Origin of the sequence: Pseudoalteromonas sp. S3431 (genome assembly GCF_000690035.1) — a bacterium.
In the GTDB taxonomy this organism is placed as follows: Bacteria; Pseudomonadota; Gammaproteobacteria; order Enterobacterales; family Alteromonadaceae; genus Pseudoalteromonas; species Pseudoalteromonas fuliginea.
The window spans coordinates 1-23,385 of record NZ_JJNY01000028.1; the positions used below are offsets into that span (position 1 = coordinate 1).

Annotated in this window: 23 protein-coding genes; 10 read left to right on the forward strand and 13 right to left on the reverse strand. The window is 38.8% G+C overall.

Translation table 11 applies throughout. From position 1 onward, the window contains the following. From ftsY to rpoH, 4 genes are all read left to right on the forward strand, one after another. The coding region (gene ftsY / locus DO88_RS12165) for a signal recognition particle-docking protein FtsY (RefSeq protein ID WP_033038640.1) at positions 1-1,247 on the forward strand (1,247 nt) is incomplete at its 5' end. Between the two features lie 85 nt (positions 1,248-1,332). Next, positions 1,333-2,010: a cell division ATP-binding protein FtsE gene (ftsE, locus tag DO88_RS12160; RefSeq protein ID WP_007376030.1), complete on the forward strand. Its 678-nt coding sequence runs from the start codon at positions 1,333-1,335 to the stop codon at positions 2,008-2,010. After that, entirely contained in the window at positions 2,007-2,993 is a 987-nt protein-coding gene (ftsX, locus tag DO88_RS12155; protein ID WP_007376031.1) for a permease-like cell division protein FtsX, read from the forward strand. Before ftsE ends, ftsX begins: the two co-directional genes overlap by 4 nt. Before the next feature lie 334 nt (positions 2,994-3,327). Next, positions 3,328-4,191: an RNA polymerase sigma factor RpoH gene (gene rpoH, locus DO88_RS12150; RefSeq protein WP_007376032.1), complete on the forward strand. Its 864-nt coding sequence runs from the start codon at positions 3,328-3,330 to the stop codon at positions 4,189-4,191. A 480-nt stretch (positions 4,192-4,671) separates the two neighbouring features. On the opposite strand, the gene DO88_RS12140 is transcribed toward rpoH, so the two are convergent. The 4 genes from DO88_RS12140 to gpmM form a co-directional block, all read right to left on the reverse strand. After that, complete coding sequence (locus DO88_RS12140) at positions 4,672-5,439, reverse strand: divergent polysaccharide deacetylase family protein (RefSeq protein WP_442960139.1); 768 nt, start codon at positions 5,437-5,439, stop codon at positions 4,672-4,674. Between the two features lie 66 nt (positions 5,440-5,505). Next, positions 5,506-6,762, reverse strand: coding sequence for a S41 family peptidase (locus DO88_RS12135; RefSeq protein WP_007376034.1), 1,257 nt, complete (start codon positions 6,760-6,762; stop codon positions 5,506-5,508). Positions 6,763-6,796: 34 nt separating this feature from the next. After that, positions 6,797-7,936, reverse strand: coding sequence for a murein hydrolase activator EnvC family protein (locus DO88_RS12130; RefSeq protein WP_008136785.1), 1,140 nt, complete (start codon positions 7,934-7,936; stop codon positions 6,797-6,799). A 1-nt stretch (position 7,937) separates the two neighbouring features. Continuing rightward, complete coding sequence (gene gpmM, locus DO88_RS12125) at positions 7,938-9,482, reverse strand: 2,3-bisphosphoglycerate-independent phosphoglycerate mutase (protein WP_033038643.1); 1,545 nt, start codon at positions 9,480-9,482, stop codon at positions 7,938-7,940. A gap of 264 nt (positions 9,483-9,746) precedes the next feature. Here gpmM and DO88_RS12120 point away from each other — a divergent pair, with 264 nt between their 5' ends. Genes DO88_RS12120 through gpsA form a run of 4 tightly spaced genes read left to right on the forward strand, consistent with a single transcriptional unit; the run spans position 9,747 to position 11,998 of the window. After that, entirely contained in the window at positions 9,747-10,178 is a 432-nt protein-coding gene (locus DO88_RS12120) for a rhodanese-like domain-containing protein (RefSeq protein ID WP_007376037.1), read from the forward strand. Positions 10,179-10,209: 31 nt separating this feature from the next. Beyond that, a complete protein-coding gene (gene grxC / locus DO88_RS12115) occupies positions 10,210-10,467 on the forward strand; it encodes a glutaredoxin 3 (RefSeq protein ID WP_002957783.1) in 258 nt (85 codons plus the stop codon). Between the two features lie 34 nt (positions 10,468-10,501). Further along, entirely contained in the window at positions 10,502-10,987 is a 486-nt protein-coding gene (gene secB / locus DO88_RS12110; protein ID WP_007376038.1) for a protein-export chaperone SecB, read from the forward strand. A gap of 3 nt (positions 10,988-10,990) precedes the next feature. Further along, positions 10,991-11,998 carry an NAD(P)H-dependent glycerol-3-phosphate dehydrogenase gene (gene gpsA, locus DO88_RS12105; protein ID WP_033038644.1) on the forward strand — a complete coding sequence of 336 codons (1,008 nt, stop codon included), beginning with the start codon at positions 10,991-10,993 and terminating at the stop codon, positions 11,996-11,998. Between the two features lie 41 nt (positions 11,999-12,039). On the opposite strand, the gene DO88_RS12100 is transcribed toward gpsA, so the two are convergent. The 4 genes from DO88_RS12100 to trmL form a co-directional block, all read right to left on the reverse strand. Then, positions 12,040-13,527: a methyl-accepting chemotaxis protein gene (locus tag DO88_RS12100; protein ID WP_007376040.1), complete on the reverse strand. Its 1,488-nt coding sequence runs from the start codon at positions 13,525-13,527 to the stop codon at positions 12,040-12,042. Between the two features lie 198 nt (positions 13,528-13,725). Continuing rightward, positions 13,726-14,451: a substrate-binding periplasmic protein gene (locus DO88_RS12095; RefSeq protein ID WP_007376041.1), complete on the reverse strand. Its 726-nt coding sequence runs from the start codon at positions 14,449-14,451 to the stop codon at positions 13,726-13,728. 10 nt (positions 14,452-14,461) lie between these two features. Further along, positions 14,462-15,136 carry a TorF family putative porin gene (locus DO88_RS12090; protein ID WP_033031053.1) on the reverse strand — a complete coding sequence of 225 codons (675 nt, stop codon included), beginning with the start codon at positions 15,134-15,136 and terminating at the stop codon, positions 14,462-14,464. Between the two features lie 477 nt (positions 15,137-15,613). After that, on the reverse strand, positions 15,614-16,078 hold the full coding sequence (gene trmL / locus DO88_RS12085) for a tRNA (uridine(34)/cytosine(34)/5-carboxymethylaminomethyluridine(34)-2'-O)-methyltransferase TrmL (RefSeq protein ID WP_033031055.1): 465 nt from the start codon (positions 16,076-16,078) through the stop codon (positions 15,614-15,616). Positions 16,079-16,237: 159 nt separating this feature from the next. Here trmL and DO88_RS12080 point away from each other — a divergent pair, with 159 nt between their 5' ends. Next, entirely contained in the window at positions 16,238-17,080 is an 843-nt protein-coding gene (locus DO88_RS12080; protein WP_081824583.1) for a cation diffusion facilitator family transporter, read from the forward strand. A gap of 103 nt (positions 17,081-17,183) precedes the next feature. On the opposite strand, the gene DO88_RS12075 is transcribed toward DO88_RS12080, so the two are convergent. From DO88_RS12075 to DO88_RS12065, 3 genes are read right to left on the reverse strand one after another with little or no spacing between them, the layout of a single operon-like run. Continuing rightward, the gene (locus tag DO88_RS12075; protein ID WP_007376045.1) at positions 17,184-18,131 is read right to left on the reverse strand and encodes an alpha/beta fold hydrolase; all 948 of its coding nucleotides are present in this window, start codon (positions 18,129-18,131) and stop codon (positions 17,184-17,186) included. 3 nt (positions 18,132-18,134) lie between these two features. Continuing rightward, positions 18,135-19,550, reverse strand: coding sequence for an ATP-binding protein (locus DO88_RS12070; RefSeq protein ID WP_033038645.1), 1,416 nt, complete (start codon positions 19,548-19,550; stop codon positions 18,135-18,137). Beyond that, on the reverse strand, positions 19,528-20,217 hold the full coding sequence (locus tag DO88_RS12065) for a response regulator (RefSeq protein WP_007376047.1): 690 nt from the start codon (positions 20,215-20,217) through the stop codon (positions 19,528-19,530). Before DO88_RS12065 ends, DO88_RS12070 begins: the two co-directional genes overlap by 23 nt. 189 nt (positions 20,218-20,406) lie before the next feature. Between DO88_RS12065 and DO88_RS12060 the strand changes: the two genes are divergently transcribed. Further along, the gene (locus tag DO88_RS12060; protein ID WP_008136801.1) at positions 20,407-20,895 is read left to right on the forward strand and encodes a periplasmic heavy metal sensor; all 489 of its coding nucleotides are present in this window, start codon (positions 20,407-20,409) and stop codon (positions 20,893-20,895) included. Between the two features lie 235 nt (positions 20,896-21,130). On the opposite strand, the gene yacG is transcribed toward DO88_RS12060, so the two are convergent. Together yacG and pilB are read right to left on the reverse strand one after the other, a co-directional pair. Continuing rightward, entirely contained in the window at positions 21,131-21,361 is a 231-nt protein-coding gene (yacG, locus tag DO88_RS12055; RefSeq protein ID WP_007376049.1) for a DNA gyrase inhibitor YacG, read from the reverse strand. Between the two features lie 114 nt (positions 21,362-21,475). Then, positions 21,476-23,152 carry a type IV-A pilus assembly ATPase PilB gene (gene pilB / locus DO88_RS12050; protein WP_033038646.1) on the reverse strand — a complete coding sequence of 559 codons (1,677 nt, stop codon included), beginning with the start codon at positions 23,150-23,152 and terminating at the stop codon, positions 21,476-21,478. Positions 23,153-23,385 lie beyond the last annotated feature (233 nt).

A 23,385-nucleotide genomic window follows, 5' to 3' on the forward strand; every position in this document is an offset into this window, starting at 1 on the left:
TTGAGGCTGAAAAAGCTGAAAGCGATCGTTTAGAGCAAGCGCGTATTGAGGCTGAAAAAGCTGAAAACGAGCGTTTAGAGCAAGCGCGTGTTGAGGCAGAACAAGCTGAAAGCGAGCGTTTAGAGCTGGCGCGTGTTGCGGCTGAAAAAACTGAAAACGAGCGCTTAGAGCTGGCGCGTGTTGCAGCTGAACAAGCTGAAAGCGATCGTCTAGAACAAGCGCGAGTTGCGGCTGAAAAAGTTGAAAGTGAGCGTTTAGAGCAAGCGAGTATTGAGGCTGAAAAACTTAAAGCGGAGAAAGAAGATAAACCCAAAAAAGAAGGTTTTTTTTCTCGCCTTAAAAAAGGCTTATTAAAAACTCGCGTTAATATTGGATCTGGATTTGCATCTATATTTAGCGGCAAAAAAATTGATGACGATTTATTTGAAGAGCTGGAAACCCAGCTATTAACTGCCGATTTGGGCGTTGATACAACCATGAAGTTAATCGATCGATTAACAGATGGGGCTAATCGTAAACAGTTAAAAGATGGCGATGCACTTTACGAGCTAATGAAACAAGAAATGGCCACTATGCTTAAAACTGCAGAGCAGCCTTTAGTGATACCAACTGATAAAAAACCATTCGTAATACTGATGGTGGGTGTGAATGGTGTAGGTAAAACCACGACTATTGGTAAACTGGCTAAGCAATTTCAAAACGAAGGTAAGTCGGTTATGTTGGCTGCTGGTGATACGTTTAGAGCGGCTGCTGTTGAGCAACTTCAAGTATGGGGTGAGCGCAATAGTATTCCTGTTATTGCACAACACACTGGCGCTGATAGTGCTTCAGTTGTTTTTGACGCATTTCAAGCCGCGAAAGCTCGTAAAGTGGATGTATTAATCGCCGATACAGCTGGGCGCTTGCAAAATAAAGATAATTTAATGCAAGAGCTTGAAAAAATAGCACGTGTAATGAAAAAAATTGACCCTGATGCGCCGCATGAAGTGATGTTAACGATTGACGCAGGCACAGGGCAAAATGCGATTAGCCAAGTGAATTTGTTTAATCAGTGTGTAGGCTTAACTGGTATTACCCTTTCTAAACTTGATGGAACTGCAAAAGGTGGTGTTATTTTTGCGGTGGCTGATAAGTTTAATATTCCAATTCGTTATATTGGTGTTGGCGAAAGTATCGATGATTTACGTACATTTAAGAGTGATGACTTTATTGATGCGTTATTTAGCCAAGATGAGGACGACGTTTAATTTACTAAGAGGGAGCTTGCTCCCTTTTTAATTGCGAGGAATACCAATTGCATTCGTGTTTATGATGAGGTTGGCATAATAAAAAATGATAAATTTTCAGCAAGTAAGTAAAACCTACCCAGGAGGGCATCGGGCCCTTGAAAAAGTTAATTTTCATATTAAGCCGGGCGAACTTGCATTTTTAACTGGTCACAGTGGTGCAGGTAAAAGTACGTTATTAAAGTTAATTAGCTTAATGGAGCGCCCATCTGCGGGTAACGTGTTTATCAACGGTGTTGATTTAAATAAGGTTAACTCGCGTCAAATTCCCTATGCCCGTCGTGACATTGGTATTATTTTTCAGAATCATCGCTTATTAGAGCGCCATACTGTATTTGATAATGTGGCATTGCCATTAATTATTGAGGGTACTCATCATAATCAAATTGCAAAGCGGGTTCATGGGGCGCTCGATAAAGTGGGCTTAATTGATAAAGTGAAGTGCCACCCGTCTATGCTTTCTGGCGGCGAACAACAGCGCGTAGGTATTGCTCGCGCGATAGTTAACTCGCCACCAATTTTATTGGCCGATGAGCCTACAGGTAACCTTGACCCTGAACTTTCGATGGAAATTTTACGATTATTTGAAGATTTTAATAAACACGGTACAACCGTGCTTATTGCTACTCATGATTTGGGCTTGGTTGCGCGTATGAGATATAGAAGCTTAACTTTAAAAGACGGGCGAATGCTTCAAGACCCCTTAGCGCAGGAGGTTTTATGAGCTTACTATTTAAGGGACGCCAAAATAAAAACGAAAAGCAAAAAAAATCTATATTAGCTGGCGGTTATTTTTTTATTATTAATATTTTTCGTCAAGGAATACACAGCCTTGGTGAAATGTGGCGTACGCCTTTAGCTTCGATGATGACAATTGCTGTACTAGGTTTGAGTTTAACGCTACCAGCAACACTTTATTTAGTGGTTAAAAATGTTCAACAAGTCAGTAGCGGGTTTGAAGAAGCAAGCGAAATATCTTTGTTTGTAAAAGAGACGATGAGCGAGCAACAAACACAAACTTTGGTGAAACGTTTAGCACTGTATCCCGAAGTTGAGAGCGTGGCATTTATTTCAAAGCAGCAAGCACTTACAGAGTTTAAAAGTGTCTCGGGGTTTGGGCAAGCATTAGAGTACTTAGATAGTAACCCACTTCCTGATGTTGTGTTGGTCACGCCAACTAAGCGTGATCGTCAGCCTAATGCAGCTAGAGCTCTTTTAACTAAGCTGGAAGCTGAGCGTGAGGTTGATTTTGGTAAGCTCGATATAGCATGGTTAGAACGTTTAAATGCATTGTTGAGTTTGTTAAAAGAGAGTGTAATAACGATCACGCTACTGTTACTTACTTCAGTCACGCTTATTATTGGTAATACTATTCGTTTATCTATTATGGATAAAAAAGAAGAAATACAAGTAATGAAATTAGTTGGGGCTACTAATACATTTATTCATGCACCATTTTTATGGACGGGTATTTGGTATGGTGTTATCGGTGGGCTATTTGCCTTCATATCGGTTGCTTTAATGATGTGGTGGCTATCTTCTGCTGTTAGTAGTGTAGCGGGTGTTTACCAAACAAGTTTTTCGTTAATTGGTTTAACATTAAAAGAGTTTGGCCTGTTAGTTTTACTTGCAACAAGCTTGGGCTTTATTGGTTCGTATCTTTCTGTAAATCGATACATTAAAGAAATAGAACCCGACAAAGTATAATTCGAATCTATTAGTCGTTCGATGCTTATGTACCATATAAGTGAACTAACCCTGCTCGGTATGCGTATGCTATCGGGTTGGGTAGTACCTCCTTTATTAAAACTGTCATGTTTGTGTACTATTCTCCTCAAGGTAATAAGTTATAAATGAGGTGCTGCGATGAGGTGAACCTCTTGCATCCCTTTAATTCATAACTTATTCAGCCGCTTATAGTAGACTTAAATAACGCAAAAAAACCTCTTGATTTATGATTAAAAAAAGTTTTAAATTGGGGTTAGCACTCTTGGTTAAAGAGTGCTAAGATGGTTTCAAATGTTTATCACCGAGGTGAAAAATGAGTAAAGATTTATACGCAATGGCACTTACAGTCGGACAACAAAGCGCAAGCATGGACGGTTACCTTCAAGCGGTAAGCACTATTCCTATGCTTAAGGTTGAACAAGAACAAGAGCTTGCTAAAAGGCTTCAGGAAGAAGGCGATCTTAGTGCTGCCAAGCAACTCATTATGTCGCATTTACGCTTTGTAGCACATATTGCTAAAAGCTACTCGGGCTATGGTTTACCACAAGCAGACTTAATCCAAGAGGGCAATATAGGCCTGATGAAAGCGGTAAAGCGTTTCGACCCTACAGTGGGAGTTCGTTTAGTATCGTTTGCAGTTCATTGGATTAAAGCAGAAATTCATGAGTTTGTGCTTAAAAATTGGCGCATAGTTAAAGTTGCGACAACTAAAGCACAACGTAAATTGTTTTTTAATCTTCGCAAAAATAAAAAGCGTTTAGGTTGGTTTAACCAAGCAGAAGTTAGCACTGTTGCGAGCGAGTTAGGTGTGAGTGAAAAGGAAGTTCGTGAAATGGAATCGCGTATGAGCGGCCAAGACATGGGCTTCGACTTGACAGGTGACGACGATGATAACGCACCAACAAGTACTTACTCTCCAGTACAATATTTAACGGATGGTGCAGCTGATCTGGCTGACGACGTTGAACAACAACAGTGGAAAGAGCAGGCGCATACGCGTTTATTTAGCGCACTTAAAACACTTGATGAACGCTCGCAAGATATTGTTAGCGCACGTTGGTTGTCTGATGATAAGGCGACTCTTCAAGAGCTGGCACAAAAGTACAGTGTATCAGCCGAACGTGTTCGTCAGCTTGAAAAAACAGCGATGAAAAAGTTACAAAGCGCTATGAGCTAAACACAGCTCAAGCAGCAAAATTTAAAAAGCCCTGCATGAAAATGCGGGGCTTTTTTGTTTACGGCCGTAAGCTTTCACCTGCCTAGTGCTAAAATTGATAACCGGTTCTACTTTAAATAAGTAACTGAGAATATCTATATATGTTTTTATGGCTGGTAAAATTATAATTAATGTAGTTAACGCGACAGCCCAAGGTTTACTAAACCACCATACTTTTGAAGTTTGAAAATAGTTGGGTGGGGCTTTTAATTTTTCTCTTTCAGAAATCATGGTAGGTGAAATCTCTATAACTTCAGCAACAATAAAATTTATTAAATGAAAATTACGTAGCTTGTTAATTGAAGCTTCAGAGTAAAAGCTTTGGCTATGGAGTTTAATTGTTTGTATTTCTTTACCATGATTCAGAAAATAATCAGCAAGGAAAAAAATTAGTTATTTTTCATGTTTGCTATACATATAATTTCCTTATTAAAGTACATATCATCGAGCACTAACCCCTTTGCCCTCAGCCTGCGCCAACTGAATGTATTTACGCTCAACCAGCTGCGAAACCGGCACAAGTTCAAAGCCTTGATCTATTAACTGTGGTAACGCTTCACGTAAAAAATCAATAGTTTCAGGATAAGGGTGGGCGATAGCAATGGCAAAATTGTGATCGGTTGCTTGCTGTTTTAATTCATCAAACCTTAACTGCAATTGCTCGGGGGTGATAATGTTGTCTAAAAATACTTGGCGGCTAATATTAGCAACACCTAAAAAGTTTGCCGCATTTTGAGCTTGGCTTAAATCTGTGGTACGACTATCTAAAAAGTATAAATGGCGTTTTTTAAGCACTTCCATTGTCCATTTCATAGCTTGGCTTTGTTGTGTTAGTGCTGAGCCCATATGATTATTAACGCCCTTAACTTGTGGCAGACTAGCTAAGGCAGTGCCTAGAGTTTGCTGGAGCTGCTCTTTACTCATACTTAATGTAAGCGCGCCGGGGCCTAGTTTTTTCCCATTTAGCGCCTGCATGGGCACATGAAGTAATAGCTCTTTATTTGACTGACTCGCTAGCGAAGCAAAAGCTTGCGAATAGGGGGTGTGAGGCAAAATTGAATATGACAATTGCCCTGGTAAGGTTAAGAACTCTAAATCTCTTTGATGGTAGCCTATATCGTCAATTACGATTGCTATTTGCTTCGCTTTAACATCAAAAGAGACAAAGCAAGTGACTAATAAAAGCCACGTTGTAATGCTTGCGTTAATAGTTTTCAAATTTATAATTTTTATTATCTTATTAAGCTCAGTAAGTTGCTCTAAATAAAGCGAATGTTATTGCATACTGAGCAACTGTTTTGCTTTAACTAATTGTAAATCAGCCAAATTACTTGAAAGTAATTGCTGAGTACCTTTAGTCTGTTCGTTTTTTATTATAACGGCTTTATTGTTTTGTGAAAGGTTTGTTTGATTAATCGCCACATCGGGCGTTATTCCTACACCATCAATTGATTTACCTGAAGGCGTAAAGTATTTTGCTGTAGTCAGTTTTAAGGCTGTATTACCGTCACCTAATGGGATGAGAGATTGAACAGAGCCTTTACCGAATGACTGGCTTCCTACAATCTTTGCACGATTATTATCTTTTAAAGCAGCCGCTAAAATTTCAGCTGCTGAAGCCGAGTTTTCATTTATGAGTACCACAATTGGTGCACCTTTTAACACATCACCGTGCTTGGCGTAAAAGGCTTGATTTGCATCAAAAAAACGCCCCTTAGTGGTTACAATAGTGCCGCTTTGTAAAAACAGGTCTGATACTGCCACAGCACTTTTTAAGGTGCCACCAGGATTGTCGCGTAAATCGATGACCAGTCCTTTGAGTGGGTAACCATAGTGATTTTGCATGGCTGCAACTTGTATTGCTACCTCATGTAGTGTGTGATTGGAAAAGCTATTGATAGCTAAATAGCCAGTGCCGGTATCTAAAAGCTGACTGGTTACACTTTCTAAATCTATTTGGGTGCGGGTAACATCAAAAGGTATATGGGTTTTATTTGTATTACGTTGCACTGTTAAGTGAATGCTTGCAAACTTACTGTCCCTTATTAAAGCAGCTACTTGGTCAATTGTAAGTGTTGCAACAGTATGGTTATTAATACTAATTATAATATCGTTAGGTAAAATCCCTGCATTTTTGGCCGGAGAGTTATTAACAACATCGATAATAGTCATTTGCTCGTCAATATTTTTAACTTCAATACCAAGGCCTGTGTAACGACCGTTTGTGTTGTCAAATAACGCAGTGAGTTCATGCTCGTCGAGGTATTTAGAATAAGGATCGAGCTTTGAATATAAGCGTTCAAATTGATGATTGTTGTATTTTATATGCATGCTATTTTGTAATTCTAAGTCATCAACATAATAAGCATGAATATTAAATAAAATTTCGTCTATTTGTTGCCTCTTCAATTGTTTTACTGAGCTGGCAGAGGCGCTATTGATAAAGAAAATAAAGACAAGTAAACACAGGCTTAAAATGAAACCTGTGTTTTGTTTTTTTTCGTAGAATGTCGTTGGGGTTTTGTTTTTCATCAGCTGCTCCAGAGCGGTGCAGCGGTTTATTCAATTAAATACGTCTGCACCATTTTACAGGATTTACTGCGCGTCCTTTGTGGCGTATTTCAAAGTATAGACCAGAACTTGCTTGTCCGCCGCTTTGGCCAACTAAAGCTAAAGTTTCACCTTCTCTAACCATATCGCCAACATCTCTGAGGAGTGTCTGTGCATGGCCGTATAAACTCATAAAGCCTTCACCATGATCAACAACGATCACCCAGCCATAACCTTTTAGCCAATCGGCAAATACAACTTGGCCATTGTGCACGCTATTAACATTCACGCCTTCTTTTGCACCAATTAACACGCCTTTCCAATCAATACCGCCATGCTTACGCTGGCCAAAGGTGTGTTCTAACTTACCTCTGGTCGGCCAATTTAGTTTACCCTTACTTTTATTTAGGCCGAGTAATTCGATCTTTTGCGTTTTCTCTTTTTCAAGCTCTTCAATGGTTGTAATTAAAGTTTGTTGGTTTTCTTTAAGGTAATTAATAGAGCTTTTGGTACTTGTGAGCTGAGCTTGTAAGTTTTTAAGATTTGCTTGGCGTTCACTTTGAGCGTTAAGCAAAGCAGTTTGACGCCTTTTTTGCTCGTCATGTAAAGCGATTAACCTTTGTTTTGTTTTAGCCAGCTCTATCTGATTAGAAGCTATTTCCTCTTGAAGGGCTTTTAGGTCTTCAATTTGCTCTATCCTGGCTTTATTTAAGTAATTGTAATAACTGAGAGTGCGCTCAAATTTTGCTGTGTCTTCTTGGTTCAAAATCATTTTAGAGTAGTCATCGCCGCCAGCCATATAGGCACTTTTTAATTGCGCGGCTAAAATGCGCTGAAATAGGGCGTGTTTTTGATCAAGTTGTTCTGCTTTTTGTTGTTGCAGTTTTTGCTGCTGTTGGTTTTTTTTAACCGATTGCTCAGCCATATTAAGCGCTTTAGCATTTTTTGCTATGTTGAGCTCATGACTTTTGAGATTTTTTTGTAGTTTTGCTATTTTTTTTCGTTGTTCATTATATTGCGCTTGATTTTGTTCAAGCGCGTTTTGTACTTCGGATAAATCTTTTTTAGTGCGATCTTCGTTAGCGACTGCAGGTGCAGCCGCTAACGAAGTAAGTATTAAGCCGCACTTAATTAACCGGTTAATACGTTTATTCATTTTATTTCAACATCATGATAGGCGTACCAGTCATTTCTCTTGGTTGCTCCATACCCATTAAGTGAAGCATTGTTGGGGCTACATCACTTAAGGCTTTACCTTGCATTGGCTCTGCATCGCGACCAACATAAATAAAATGCACCGGTTCGCTAGTGTGGGCGGTATGTGCTTGGCCTGTTTTGAGATCAGCCATTTGCTCAGCATTACCATGGTCAGCTGTTATTAACGCTTCACCACCAAACTCTTCTAGCGCATCAATAACACGTCCAATGCAGCTATCTACAGCTTCACAGGCTTTAACAGCAGCCTCAAATACACCAGAATGACCAACCATATCGCCGTTAGGGTAGTTGCAAATAATAGCATCGTATTTACCGCTTTTTATTGCAGCTACCAGCTTGTCGGTTAACATTTCTGAATTCATTTCTGGTTGTAAATCGTACGTTGCTACTTGCGGCGAAGGAATTAGTTCGCGTGTTTCGCCTTCAAATTCACTTTCGCGCCCGCCACTAAAGAAAAACGTAACGTGTGCGTACTTTTCGGTTTCAGAAATACGTAGTTGAGTTTTACCATTTTTTTCAAACCATTCACCTAAAACATTAACTAAAGGCGTAGGACCAAATGCCACTGGTGCGTTAATGTCGGCTGCGTATTCTGTCATCATTACAAAAGCACTAAGCTCAGGCGTTCTTTTTTTAGTAAACCCATCAAAATCAGGTTCAACAAATGCACGTGTAATTTCGCGGGCTCTATCTGCTCTAAAATTAGCAAATATAATAGTATCGCCATCATTTATTGTTGCTGGTGTCGCGCCTGCAGGGGTAATTGTAGTGGCAGCTACAAATTCGTCGTTTTCGTCGCGCTCATATGCAGCTTCAAGTGCTATTACGCCGTTATCGTAATTAAAATCACCCTCGGCAAGAGTCATTACGTTATAGGCTTTCTCTACACGATTCCAGCGATTATCTCGGTCCATGGCGTAGTAACGGCCAATTAATGAAGCCAAACGACCGCATTTAAGCTCGCTAAATAATGCTTCAATACGTTCAATAGACGCTTTAGCGCTACGTGGTGGTGTGTCACGGCCATCTAAAAACGCGTGAAAATAGACTTCTTTAGCACCACGTTTAGCAGCAAGTTCAATACTTGCAACGATATGATCTTCGTGGCTGTGCACACCGCCGGGGCTCAATAGGCCTATAATATGAACGGCTTTACCTGCTTTCACAGCTTTATCTATATTTTCAACAAGTGCAGGTGTTGAATCAAATTCGCCATCATTAATGGCTTTGGTGATACGAGTAAAGTCTTGATAAACTACTCGTCCAGCCCCTAAGTTTACATGGCCAACTTCAGAGTTGCCCATTTGCCCATCAGGAAGACCAACATCAAAGCCCGAAGCTGAAATTAATGTATGAGGGCGTGTAGCCCATAAGTTGTCTAGTACTGGCGTGTTTGCCGCCAAAATAGCATTACTTTGCTCATCTTCGCGATACCCCCAACCGTCTAAAATCATTAATACCAGTGGTTTTTTATGTTCTGTCATAGTCACTCCTAAAAGTTAGCACCTGTTTGGCTTTAGCATACCGTGTTTTGTAACTAGGGTCAGCATGCAAAGCCGCATATTAATTTTTTTCACTCTGCTGAAAAACGTAAACACACACTTAGATAAGGTATATATGGGGCGTTTTATGTACTTTTAAACAACGTCTAAACTCGCATTTTAAGTTGGTTTGGGTATACTTGCGTGGCTAAAGTCTAAAATATCTAAAACACTACGTTTTAGGATGTAATTTATAGTGGAAGTCGAATGGATCAATATATTGAATTTATCACCAATCACCCAATTTTAAGCCTTGCTTGGGTGGGTATTGTATTTCTTATTGTTAGTGGCTGGATAAAAAGTAAGTTTTCAGCTGTTCGTCAAATAAATCCTCAGCAGCTTACGTTACTTATTAACCGTGATGACGGTCAAGTAATCGATATACGTGCGCAAAAAGAGTTTAATGCAGGGCGTATTTCTGGTGCTGAGCACTTAAGCCCAGAGAATGCGAAAAAATCTGACTTTTCAAGCCTTGAAAAGTACAAGACTAAACCCATTATAGTTGTATGTACTACAGGTATGACTGCCCAAGGTACTGCAGCCGCTATGAGTAAAGCTGGTTTTGAACGAGTATACTTATTAGCCGGTGGCATGGGTGCGTGGCAATCTGCTAGCTTACCAACTACAACAGGTCGCTAATCAGTTTAGCTAGGCCGATAGAGGATTTATTATGAGTAATGTTGTTTTATACACCAAGGCGTATTGTCCATTTTGTCAGCGTGCTCTTTCGCTTTTAAACAGCAAAGGCGTTGAATACACAAATTATGATATTGGTGTACAGCCTGAGCTACGCGATGAAATGATTGCCAAAGCAGGTGGTGCAAGCACAGTACCGCAAATTTTTATTAATGATGAACATATCGGTGGCTGCGACGACATGATGGCTATTGAAGCGCAAGGTAAACTTGACGCCAAGCTAAACGCTTAATTTAATTATAATAACGAACAAGTTAGGAATAACAATGAACGAAGAAACTCAAAACGTAGCAGCTGCAGAAGCCGGCGCACAATTTACTATTCAGCGTATTTACACTAAAGATGTGTCGTTTGAAACACCAAACTCTCCGGCTATTTTTCAAAAAGAATGGACGCCAGAAGTTAAGTTAGATTTAGATACACGTTCTAACAAGTTAGATGAGGGTGTATTTGAAGTTGTTTTGGCATTGACAGTAACAGCTTCGCTTGGTGAAGAAACTGCGTTTTTATGTGAAATTCAACAAGCGGGTATTTTTACTATTGCTGATGTTGAAGAAGTGCAACTTGCACATATGCTAGGTGCATTTTGCCCTAACGTGTTATTTCCATATGCACGTGAGGCTGTATCAAACCTTGTTAACCGTGGTACATTCCCACAGCTTAATCTTGCGCCAGTAAATTTTGATGCGTTATTTGCACAGTACATGCAACAACGTACTGCGCCAGCTGACCAGGTTACAGCAGACGCATAACTTATGAGTACAGCAACTACAGCTGTTACTGTATTAGGGGCGGGGTCTTACGGCACCGCCCTTGCTATTTGTTTAGCCCGAAATGGTCACAACGTGACGCTTTGGGGAAGAAATAGCGACGACGTTGCCACGCTTGCAGCTGAGCGGAAAAATCAACGTTACTTACCAGATGCCCCTTTTCCTGACACCCTTACTCTTGAAGCCAACTTACAACGTGCCGTTGCTAGCAGCGCTATTGTACTTGTTGTTGTGCCAAGCCATGCTTTTGGCGATACACTTCAGCAAATCAAACCAGCATTACAAAAAGGCGCAAAAGTAGCATGGGCTACCAAAGGGCTTGAGCCTAATACTGGGCGCTTGTTGCAAGAAGTTGCACTGCAAGAATTGGGAGATGATATTCCACTTGCGGTACTTTCGGGTCCTACATTTGCAAAAGAAATGGCGATGGGTTCACCTACGGCTATTTCTGTGTCTTCTACGTCGCCTGAATTTGCCCAGCAGCTTGCGGACTTACTTCATTGTGGTCGCTCATTCCGAGTGTATAACAATGATGACTTTATTGGCATTCAACTTGGTGGTGCGGTTAAAAATGTAATTGCAATTGGTGCCGGTATTTCGGATGGCGTAGGCTTTGGTGCAAATGCACGTACAGCGCTCATAACGAGAGGACTTGCCGAACTTACTCGTCTAGGTTGTGCTCTTGGCGCAAAGCCAGAAACCTTTATGGGAATGGCAGGCCTTGGTGATTTAATACTAACCTGTACAGATAACCAATCACGTAATCGTCGATTTGGTTTAGCGCTGGGTAAAGGCGAAAGTGTAGATGCTGCTATTAAGTCAATTGGCCAAGTTGTTGAAGGCTTTAGAAATACTAAAGAAGTGTATTTGTTAGCGCAGCGCACTGGTGTGGAAATGCCAATTACTGAACAAATTTATAAAGTTCTTTATGAAAATAAAGACATGAAAGATGCAGCTATGGCGCTATTAGGCCGAGAGCAAAAGTCGGAATAAAAAATAAGCCTTTTAGCTAATATCTGAAAGGCTTATTTTCTTTACGTTTTAAAAACAGTTACTGATTTTTTCAGTTTAAGAGCGAGTGTTTTCATATCTTCTGAATATGTTTGAACTTGTTCAATTTTCCCCATGCTGTTTTGACCAGCACTGACAACTTCATTGATATTTTTACTTAGATCTTCAGCAACAGTGCTCTGCTCTGATACAGCACTAGAGATGTGACTCGACATATGTGTAATAGATTCTATTACTTCAGATATATTTTCTATTAATTCACTGGCTGCATTTGCAGCACTCATGCTTTCTTGACTCATACTTTTACTTAAGCCCATAACATTAACAGCAGATTGTGAGCCTTGTTGTAATTTGTTAATTGTTTCATGAATTTCAGCTGTACTCGTTTGTGTTCTACTTGCTAAAGAGCGTACTTCATCAGCAACAACAGCAAATCCACGGCCTTGCTCACCAGCTCTGGCTGCTTCAATAGCGGCATTTAATGCTAGCAAATTGGTTTGTTCAGCTATCGCTTGAATAACATCCAGCATAGATACAATATCTTGCACGCTATTTTCAAGACTAGCAATTACCGTTGATGCTTCATCTAATTGTCCCACCAAGTTCTCTATTGAATTTATAGAGCTTAGGAATGCATCATGAACTTTTTTTGCATCTATATTTGCTGTTTCGGCGGAGCTTAGCGTTAATTTGGCATTATTTTCAATTTCTACCGCAGACGATGCCATTTGCGTAATTGCAGTTGCTATCTGGTCTGTTTCTGATTGTTGTTCTGTTAAATAGTGAACACCTTCGCTGCTAACATTAGAAATACTCCCAGCAACGTTAAAGGAATCCTCTACTGATAGTTTCACACCGTTAATAAGCTCAGCAATTTTGTGTTCAAATTGGTTGAATGAAGCCGCGAGTTGGCCTATTTCGTCGTTGCGACGAACAATTATCTCTTGTGTTAAATCACCATCGCCATTGGCAATGGTTGCCATTTTTTCAGCCACTTCAGATAATGGTTGAGCAACTAATTTTTTGAAAATATAGATTAAAACTCCAGCTAAAATAGTGACGAGTAGTAATATTTCTATAACCGAAAAAATAGCCAGTTCAAGTAGCACAGCCTCAATATGACTAAACTCAATATAAAGATTAATTTTGCCTACTTTATTTTGCGTTCCTGCATCATCGTAGAATAACTCAGTTTGTGTCATTGATGGTGTTTCTGCACCATCTGTTTCAACGAATACCTCTCCATTCGTATCGTATACTACTATTTTGGATATATTTTGGGATGCAACTTCGGCATTTATTAGCTTTTTGGCTAATTCATCTTGGAAGTTCCACATCGCATTGGGTAGTGACAGTCCAATACGCTCTTTTGCAAGATTGATTTCAGTATCAAGCTTTAGCTTTAATTGATTGCTTTGTGCGGTGTAATCATAAACACCAAAGCAAAGTAAAACAAAAACCATAGCGCTTAATGTAGTAATAACCAGCCTAAATAGAATTGAACGAGTCAAAATATCTCCTTACTTAATCGGAACTCTGGTTAAAGTTGTTGATAACGTTTTGAACGATAGTTCATTTATTTTTCTGTCCAGGTATTTTAGGAGAGCAAAGCGAATTTACGCGTTAATAGCTGGCTCGTTGCAACTAAATTCAACGAGGTTAATGTTGAAAATAGTTGCTTGGGATATATTTACTATTCAAAGTCCAAATTACTTAAGATAATTTGCCATAATGGTGTTTACATCTATTTTTGTAAGCCCCTGATTATAGATTTTCTGCCATTTTTGCCCTTCAGTATCATTTCTAAAGGCAATGTATAGTTTTTTATCTTCTAATAATGTTGTGTTCATTGCTACCTTATTTTTTAGTGCTGATAGCGATTTATCGGTATCCAGTAAGTACTTAAGTACGTTTGCGTCTATTACTGCAGCATCAATTCGCCCCGCAGCTACTTTTTTAATATTTAATACATCAGAAGGAGCTGCGTCTCCTTTAATTGTGCCAGAGGCAATCATGTCATCAAGTTCTTTTGTATTAACATAGTCTTGTACAACACCAATACGTTTACCTTTAAGGTCTCCCACCGATGAATAGGCAATTGGTTTAGCGTTATTTTGTAGCAGCCCCAGAGGTCCAGTCCCTGTTGCATCAGAAAAAACAAAATCCGATGTTTCATGCATATATTCTGGAAAGTAGCCGACATACTTAGAATTTGCTTGTGAAGCAGAGTTAACGGCACGTGACCAAGGATAAAAATCTACGATAAGCTCATGTCCTTCGGCCTTAAATGCTGCTTTTGCGACTGCGACTGATGCTCCTTGTTGTTCTAATGATTTATCTGAATAAGGAGGCCAAGCCAAGGATGTTAAATAAACTGTTTCAGCAGCTATAAAATTAGAAAAAGTAAGTAAAAGAAAGAATAATGTGGTTTTCATTTATAAACCCTTAGAAGTTAAATGTTCTTGAAACGGTTGCTAGTAAAGTTGCATCACCGTACGTTTCTAAATCTGTGTCTTCATAACCAGCAGTAAAATTCCACTCATTCCAAGTATAGTTTGCAGTTATACGCCAATGCATATAATTATCATCACCAGGCTCCCATTCCCACTTGTCATCGTCGAAACTCATAGAGTAATCGGCGCCTATATCAATTGAAAAAACGTCATTAATCGGAACGTTGTGCGTCAGCATAATGATGCTATGCCCAGCCCCTGTAGCAAAGTAATCCCATGCGTACCAAAAGTTAAGGTTAGTGTTGCCATAATTGAATTTGGCGTAAGTTTCAGCGTAGTTATAATCGGAGCTAAAATCTTCACCATGGTAAGTATATTGCGCAATACCAATATCTAGATTAATCGAGTCTGCTAAGCTTGTGTAATAGCCAATGTAGCCATCGGCTTCTATATCAGTGCCTTCACCAAAGTCGACATTAGAGCCCCAAATTCCGGCATACAATCCCGAGTCTCCGGCCCAATCAAAACTTGCTTGTAAAGCCGGGTCTTCTTGAGTTTGACTTACACCATTGAATAAGTAATCAGATGCTAAGGTAACTGTCGCTGATGTAGCAGCAATACTCGATGTAGAGCATAAAATAAGTGAGCAAAGAAATATTTTTTTCATAGAGTTTCAATGTAATTAAATAATTGTATGACATTGAGCTTAGTTCAATAATTATGATTATGAGAACTGTATAGTAAAAAATGAATGTTAATTTGATACAGGATAGTCTTTATTTTGGGGCGGTTTAAATGAGATGCATACAGATAACCTGAATTCCGGTTAAGGGATTTACTAATATATTGAGCAATAATGATATTTTAATTTATTTTTCTATAGCAAGGGATTTGCAGTGAAAGCAAGGTGAATTTGCACGCCAATAATGGGCCTATTGTAAGTAAGTTCAGGTTAGATAATACGCAGCCGAAGATAGGTTATTGCTTTTATTCCTGGGCTGTAATTTTGTAGTTCAACATTTTAAGTTTGTTGTATTTTCTGATAACTGCATATATTAGCTGATAGTGTAGCCAAGGGCTTTAATTTAGAGCTCATTTAAACTAAGAGCCATACCTTGGCTTACAATATTAGTAAGTGCATTAGTTATTGTGCGTTAGGGAAGCCCAATTGACGCCAAGATTCATAAACAAATACAGCCACGGCGTTTGACAAGTTCATACTACGACTATTAGCTTGCATAGGAATACGAACACGTTGCTCATTTGGTAGGGCTTGGATCATATCATCAGGAAGGCCACGGGTTTCTGGGCCAAATACAAGGCAATCGCCAGCTTCGTAACTTGCTTGATGATGAAACTGGCTACCTTTAGTAGTACATGCATATACTTTGTTAGGCTTACATTTTTCAAGGTAGTCCTCAAATGAAGCGTGACGTTGAACATGGCTGAATTCATGGTAATCAAGGCCTGCACGTTTTACACGTTTATCATCCCATTCAAAACCCAAGGGCTCAATTAAATGCAGTGAATAGCCTGTGTTTGCGCACAGACGAATAATATTACCAGTGTTAGGAGGAATTTCAGGTTGGTATAAAACGATATCCAGCATAATAAGCCTTTTAAATAATCAGTAGTTTAACGATTTTCAGTATACACGAAACCTTTTAAAAAAATGATATACTCTCTTTATTGAATACACCTATTAACGGATAAAAACGTGCACAACCGCAGTTACGAATTTTGGGTTAAAACTTCTAGTATTGTTACCATGATAATGGTTAGTTTAATGATTACTGCAAAAACGTGGGCGTGGCTTGCATCGGGTTCAGCATCAATGCTTGGCTCACTAACCGATTCGTTAATGGATATAACGGCTACTGCAATGAGCTTTTTAGTTTTAGGTTATGCGCTGCGCCCAGCTGATGATGACCACCGATTTGGTCACGGCAAAGCTGAAGCTATAGCAGGGCTTGGGCAAGCCGCTTTTATTGCAGGTTCAGGCTGTTTACTGGCATTTCATGGTATTGAGCGATTATTTAACCCAATACAGCTCAGTCATTCTTTATTAGGCGTGTGGGTTAGCATTTTTGCTATTGCGTGTACCTTGGTTATTGTATTTGTACAAAATAAAGTGATTAAGTACACCGATTCAATCGCAATAAAAGCTGATTCAGTACATTACAAAGGCGACTTGATTTTAAATGCCGCCGTGTTGCTCGCTATTTTATTAGCATACTATGGCGTATTGTATGCCGATCCTGTTTTTGCTATTGGCGTAGCGGGTTACTTACTTTATAACAGCTGGGAAATAGCCAGAGATAGTGCCGATCACTTAATGGATAAAGAGCTGCCAGATGACGAAAAGCAAAGCATATTTGAAATAGCTAAAGCGCATGCTGATGTACATGGCGTACATGGCATTCGTACTCGCCAAGGCGGTAAGATAAAATTTATTCAAATGCACTTAGAGCTTGATGACAATTTAAGTTTGATTCGTGCGCATAACGTGGCTGATGAAGTAGAAGTATTGATAACCAAAGAGTTTGAATCTGAGGTCGATATTCTGATCCACCTCGATCCATTGTCGGTGCTTAACTTAAACTCGGATTAAGCGATTTTTAGCATATTGATTTGTAATGCCAACCTGTATAAATCTTTGAGCAATTTAACGAATTAAATTGCACTATTACAATAAAATTTAACACAATTAGCTATTAAATCGTCACAGATTCACAAAACTGATATAAGCTTTTAAGCAGTGGTTGGCGTATTTCATCGCGTTCAAAAAATAGTTCGTGTTTAGCGTCGGCAAAGCTCTCAAGTATTGTATTTTCGTGCCTGTTTGCCAGTTTATATTGCGCACTGTTATCAACTATTTCATCATTTTGAGCACTGGCAATATAAAGTGGAATATTAACCGTTAATTTATTCACGGATGAAATAAATGCAAAAGTAGTGTGTAGCCAACCATAAGTCACACCACCAAGTTGTAATTTAGGCTCTTGTTTATAGGCTTTCCTAAATAGTTCGTAACGTATTGGGCTGCTGGTCAGGGTATTTATAGCAAACTCATCAGGCGTATAATCTGTTTGTCCGAGCGCATAGCTGTATTGAAAGCCAAGTAATGTTGCAGTACTTGCGACTAATTTAGCTAAAGGTTTTGGTGTGCCTTTGGTGTAAATGTCGAGCATTGGCGCAGATAAAAACGCGCCACTAAAAGTGTGTTCAAAATGTGCAAGATAATCAAATGCAATAGCCCCCCCCATTGAGTGACTGACTAATACCTTTTTACCTTGCCAATAATTATCTACAACTTCTTTATTAAATAAATGAAGGTCGGCGGCATAATCTTCAAAGCGCTTTACGTAGCCTTTGTGCTTGTTTTTTAAATGCCTGTAAGAACGACCTTGGCCTTGATGATCAATTATAAACACCGCATAATTATTATTATAAAGTTCCCATAGTAACTCTTTATATTTTTCTAAGCCCTCTATACGACCTGAGCTAATAACAATCGCAATGTGTGGATTTTTTGGGATAGCGTAAGCGTAAAAAAGTTGTCCATAAGGTGTATTTAAATAAGATTTTGTCAGTGTATTATCATAAAAGTTACTAATGGCCGGTTGGTTACTTTTAAGCTCGTTCTCACTACTATAAAACATTGTTTACTCTTTAATTATTGGCAACGTTATATTTGCACATAAGCCGCCTTGTTCTTTATTCGATAATACTAAGTTGCCACCATGTGCAGTAATTGCATTTTTGGCAATTGCCAAGCCTAACCCCGTACCGCCGCTAACTCGGTCTCGCGCATCTGACTGTCTAAAAAATGGTTCACAGAGCTTATTAAGTTGGTTATTAGGGACTCCAGGTCCATCATCACATATTTCTATATAAATGGCATCAGTATGCTTTAGAGTAATGCTAATAGTGCTATTGGCGTATTTAATCGCATTGCGTAGTAAATTTTCAAGTGCGCTGGCAATTAGTGTTTCATCACAGTTAACACTAATGTCTGCACTTCCCATAATCTGTAATTGCTTGTTGTTTTGTTTTGCTTCAAATTGTGCGTCGTTAAGCACATGGTCAATTATAATTTGCAATGATTGTTGTTGAAGTGAAAGTGCCTGACTTTTCGCCTCTAAACGAGACACTTGCAGTACATCAGCAATCATTTTGTCTAGTTGATTCGCTTCTTTTTCTATGCGTAGTAAATAGGACTGACTCGCTTCATTTGCTTGCATTTGAGCAAGGCCCGTTGCCATTTTTAAGCGGGTAAGAGGTGAGCGTAACTCATGTGATATATCTGCAAGTAAGCGTTTTTGCGAGCTAATTAATTGCTCTAATTGATTAGCCATGCTGTTAAAATCACGACCGAGTATACCGAGTTCATCTTTTCTGCTTACTGAAATGCCCGCTCGAGCACTTAAATCACCACCAGATAATTTAACAGCTGCTTTTTTTAGGCTATTTATAGGGGCAATTAAGTTACGACTAAATAAAAAGCTTAAAATTAGAGAAGCGATGATGGCGATAGAAACTTTAATCCATCCAGGCATAAGCTTTAAGCGAAGGAACAAAGGTGGCTGATGATTTATGTCTATTTCATACAAGTAAAAGTTGCCCGAGGGTACTGTAATTTGAATAGGGCCAAATGCTTGATACTTTTCAGTAAAAATAATTTGCGGTGACATTGTCTTGGTAAAATTAAGTAGGCTCAAATCAACGTCATTCGGGACTTCTTTATTTGTTAATGAGTCTTCTTGTTGCTCAGCACTTAAATATAATAACTTACGTTTAGATAAGCGTGGGTGAGACAACATATCACTCAGTGTCCGCTTATGTTTTACAACAGAGCGTTCTATACTTTTGGCTGTATAGAGTAAGTTTTTTTCCATCGGACCGTGTAATGGCTCGTTACTAACGGCGTTGATTGCCGTAATGTTGCTTAAGAAAACCAGTGCTGTAATCGTGCCTATTATAGTTAGCCAAAACCATATAAATATTTTAAAGAATAAGTAATGCCCAGGATGTTTAAGCCAAGACAAAGAGCCTACTTTATTCTCCTTGGATAAAGACATAACCTGTTCCTCGCATTGTTTTGATTCGCTCGCCTGAAATATGCTCAGCTATTTTTTTACGGATATTGCTTACATGCATATCAATAGAGCGATCGAAGGAAGCTAAGCGACGGCCAAGTACCTCTTCACTTATGAGTTCTTTGCTGACTACTTCGCCTGCATTTTTGCTTAAAAGGGCTAGTATTTCGTATTCGGTGCCTGTTAATGTAAGTGTATGATCATTAACAGACGCTTCTCGAGCGGCTAAGTTAACAGTGATCCCATTAACCTGTAACTTATTACTGGTAGTAATGTTAAAGCTATTAATATGTTCTATACGGCGTGTAATCGCTTTAACACGCGCAAGTAACTCACGGTGGTTAAATGGTTTAGGGATATAGTCGTCTGCGCCAAGTTCTAATCCGAAAATACGATCGAAATCTTCCCCTTTTGCTGTAAGCATTATTACCGGCGTTAATTTTGTTTGTCTAAGTTGCTTGAGTACTTCAAAGCCATCTAGAGTTGGTAGCATCACATCAAGTAGTATTAACGCATAATCGTTTACTTGCGCGAGCTTAAGACCTTGTTCACCGTCATGTACGCTTTGTATTTCAAAACCTTGGGCAGTTAAATATTCACTTAATAGCTCACAAAGACCGGTATCGTCGTCAATCATTAATAGTTTCATTTACAAACCCTTAGAGTTGCTTATGGCGTTATTTTACCCACTAAATTGTGCAAAAGTGAATCTTTACACAACCTTTACACTGCTTTGCGTTACTTTGCATTGAGTTAGGTATAGTTAACTTAGTTGATTAAGCAGTCACAACCACACAAATTGAACCAATAGTTAAACCAAATAATTAAGGTAATGATTATGACTAAATTAAATACACTTTCTAAATTAGTACTTGTTTTTGGCCTGGCAACAGCAACACTTGGTGCCGGTAGTGTTATGGCTAAAGCTGACGGGCATAAACAAGGTCATTCTCAAGCTCGTTTTTTACTTTCTGAGCGCGGCGTTGAAAAATTAAGCCTAACAGATGAGCAGCAAACTAAGCTAAAAGCTATTTTTGCAGCGCAAAAAACACAAATGAAAGCATTACGTAGCGACGATAAAGAAGCTCGTAAAGCGATGCGTGAAGCGCATAAAGCAAAAATGGATGCGTTACTTTCGGCTGCAACATTTGATGAAAATGCAGCTAAAGAGTTATTAAATGAACGCCATGAAAAGGGTGAACAATTTGGTTTAATTAAACTAAAAACGCAGCACCAAGTAATGCAAGTACTTAACGCTGAGCAAAAAGAGAAATTTGCTAAAATGCAAAAGCGTATGAATAAAAAGCACCGTAAACAAAAAAGTTAATTTTACTTTTTTGTAAATACTAAAAAACCAGCGTAATGCTGGTTTTTGCTTTTATACCAATTCGCTTAATTAAGTGATCTATTTTGAGGGAAGAAAATCGTGTCGATAACAAGGCAAAAATTTCGTTATTTAGTTGTTCTATATCAGAAATTTTTAACGTAGTTAACGTCTGATTTAACCCCTCAAATTGATTAAGTATTATTGCGGATTGGTATTAGGGCATTATGGAGATAAATTATTTAAAAAAGTCATCTTCATTTTTGGCCATCATAGCTTCAATATCTTCAATCATATCTTGGCTAAACTCTTGTGCTGATGTAATTGGCGCTGAAATTTTATTATTTTCAAACGACCACTCACCAAGATCAATTAGTTGGCAGCGTTTAGAACAAAAAGGCCGATGTGGGCTCTGTTCTGACCACTCAACTTTAGCTTTACAGGTTGGGCAGTTTACAATAGTAGGCATAATTTACTCTCTACAATCTTTTTTTGCATTTTACATTACTTAGATATGAGTCTCTAGGTATAAGTAAGGCTCTGAATTTAGTGTTCAGAACCTTGTCGCTTTTACTATGGACCTTTAAAAACTTGTTACTCGATTAATTTCAGCAAGAGAGGTCATTCCATCAGCCGCTTTACGAAGACCTGATAATCGCAAGTTATTAAATCCTGCTTTAAGTGATACTTCTGCTATTTCTAATGAATTACCGCCACGCATTATAATTTGTGCTATCTCTGGTGTTATTTGCATTACTTCATAAATACCGACACGACCCTTATAACCATCAGTGCAATTATCACATCCTTTAGGTGCATAGAGGGTCATTTCACTAATTTGTTGCTCGCTAAAACCTTGGCGGGTAAGTTCTTCGTTTGGTAATATTTCCGGTGTTTTACATTTAGGGCATAAACGTCGAGCCAAGCGCTGGGCTATAATCAAACTAATTGAACTTGCTACGTTATACGCTGGTACGCCCATATTTAATAACCGAGTTATCGTTTCAGGTGCTGAATTAGTATGCAGAGTTGATAGTACTAAGTGACCTGTTTGCGCCGCTTTTATTGATATTTCAGCTGTTTCTAGGTCACGTATTTCACCTACCATGACGACATCAGGATCTTGGCGTAAAAATGCACGTAATGCATTTGCAAAGGTCATATCGGCTTTAATATTAATTTGTACTTGGTTTATACCTTCGAGATTAATTTCGACAGGATCTTCTGCGGTACTAATATTACGCTCTGGTTGATTAAGTATATTTAAACCAGTGTAAAGTGATACAGTTTTACCCGAGCCCGTTGGTCCTGTAACTAAAATCATCCCTTGAGGCTGGGCAAGCGCATCCATATAGAGTTTTTTCTGCTCCGGCTCGTAGCCTAATACATCAATACCTAGCATTGCGCTTGATGAATCAAGAATACGCATTACTATTTTTTCCCCCCACAGGGTCGGCATTGTACTTACACGAAAATCGATACTTTTACGCTCAGTAATTTTTAGCTTTATACGGCCATCTTGTGGTTTACGTTTTTCGGCAATATCTAGGCGTGACATTACTTTTATTCGTGCAGAAAGTTTTGTTGCTAAGGTATTAGGTGGGCTGGCTACCTCATGTAAAATACCATCAATACGAAAACGGATGCGGTACTTATGCTCATAAGGTTCAAAGTGTAAATCAGAGGCGCCTTTTTTAATGGCATCCATTAGGATTTTATTGATGTAAACAATGATAGGTGCATCATCTTTTTCATCATCTTGTGGGGTGGCTTCTTTATTGTTTTCACTATCTAAGTCAGCAAATTCTTTAAATTCGTCATCGCTTAAATTTAAGCTACCAGTTGCATCAAGCAATTGGTCAATTTTTTTATCAAGTTCAATGTAGTCAACTACTACTATTTCACAGGATAAGCCGGTACTAAATTCATAGTTTTCAAACGCACCATAATCGGTCGGATCAGACGCGGCTATGTATACTTTTCTACCTTTTTGCACCAAGGGTAAAATATGGTGTTTACGGATCAACTTTTCTTTTACAAGTTCGGCTGGGATCCTTGCAGGTTCAAAGTCTTTTAAATCGAAATAAGGTACGCGAAATAAATCAATACATTGCTCAGCTAAGTCTTTGCTATCGATGTTTCCACATTTGGCAATAAGCTCGGCGGTTGAGGAAAAATCTCGTTGTTTTACTTTAACGGTATCTGCATCAATACGGCCAAGGGTAATAAATTTTCTTAGTAACGGTGAGTTAATATTCATTGCGCACCTGCTTAATTCGTTAATGATTAGCAATTTATCAGAAAAAACAAGGAGATTATATTACTCTTCATCAGATGGACTAGTTTTGCTAACTAAATATTGTTTTATTAATTATCTTATTGTTTTAAATTACTTAACCTGAACTCTGATTAAGGGATTTACTAACATATTGAACCATAATAATATTTAAATTTAGTTTTCTCTAGCTAGATATTTCAACGCAGTTAGCGCTG

Coding starts and splice junctions, on each gene's coding strand:
- ftsE (WP_007376030.1), top strand. CDS start 1,333: ATGATAAATTTTCAGCAAGTAAGTAAAACCTACCCAGGAGGGCATCGG.
- ftsX (WP_007376031.1), top strand. CDS start 2,007: ATGAGCTTACTATTTAAGGGACGCCAAAATAAAAACGAAAAGCAAAAA.
- rpoH (WP_007376032.1), top strand. CDS start 3,328: ATGAGTAAAGATTTATACGCAATGGCACTTACAGTCGGACAACAAAGC.
- DO88_RS12135 (WP_007376034.1), bottom strand. CDS start 6,762: ATGAAAAACAAAACCCCAACGACATTCTACGAAAAAAAACAAAACACA.
- DO88_RS12130 (WP_008136785.1), bottom strand. CDS start 7,936: ATGAATAAACGTATTAACCGGTTAATTAAGTGCGGCTTAATACTTACT.
- gpmM (WP_033038643.1), bottom strand. CDS start 9,482: ATGACAGAACATAAAAAACCACTGGTATTAATGATTTTAGACGGTTGG.
- DO88_RS12120 (WP_007376037.1), top strand. CDS start 9,747: ATGGATCAATATATTGAATTTATCACCAATCACCCAATTTTAAGCCTT.
- grxC (WP_002957783.1), top strand. CDS start 10,210: ATGAGTAATGTTGTTTTATACACCAAGGCGTATTGTCCATTTTGTCAG.
- secB (WP_007376038.1), top strand. CDS start 10,502: ATGAACGAAGAAACTCAAAACGTAGCAGCTGCAGAAGCCGGCGCACAA.
- gpsA (WP_033038644.1), top strand. CDS start 10,991: ATGAGTACAGCAACTACAGCTGTTACTGTATTAGGGGCGGGGTCTTAC.
- DO88_RS12095 (WP_007376041.1), bottom strand. CDS start 14,451: ATGAAAACCACATTATTCTTTCTTTTACTTACTTTTTCTAATTTTATA.
- DO88_RS12090 (WP_033031053.1), bottom strand. CDS start 15,136: ATGAAAAAAATATTTCTTTGCTCACTTATTTTATGCTCTACATCGAGT.
- trmL (WP_033031055.1), bottom strand. CDS start 16,078: ATGCTGGATATCGTTTTATACCAACCTGAAATTCCTCCTAACACTGGT.
- DO88_RS12080 (WP_081824583.1), top strand. CDS start 16,238: ATGATAATGGTTAGTTTAATGATTACTGCAAAAACGTGGGCGTGGCTT.
- DO88_RS12075 (WP_007376045.1), bottom strand. CDS start 18,131: ATGTTTTATAGTAGTGAGAACGAGCTTAAAAGTAACCAACCGGCCATT.
- DO88_RS12070 (WP_033038645.1), bottom strand. CDS start 19,550: ATGTCTTTATCCAAGGAGAATAAAGTAGGCTCTTTGTCTTGGCTTAAA.
- DO88_RS12065 (WP_007376047.1), bottom strand. CDS start 20,217: ATGAAACTATTAATGATTGACGACGATACCGGTCTTTGTGAGCTATTA.
- DO88_RS12060 (WP_008136801.1), top strand. CDS start 20,407: ATGACTAAATTAAATACACTTTCTAAATTAGTACTTGTTTTTGGCCTG.
- yacG (WP_007376049.1), bottom strand. CDS start 21,361: ATGCCTACTATTGTAAACTGCCCAACCTGTAAAGCTAAAGTTGAGTGG.
- pilB (WP_033038646.1), bottom strand. CDS start 23,152: ATGAATATTAACTCACCGTTACTAAGAAAATTTATTACCCTTGGCCGT.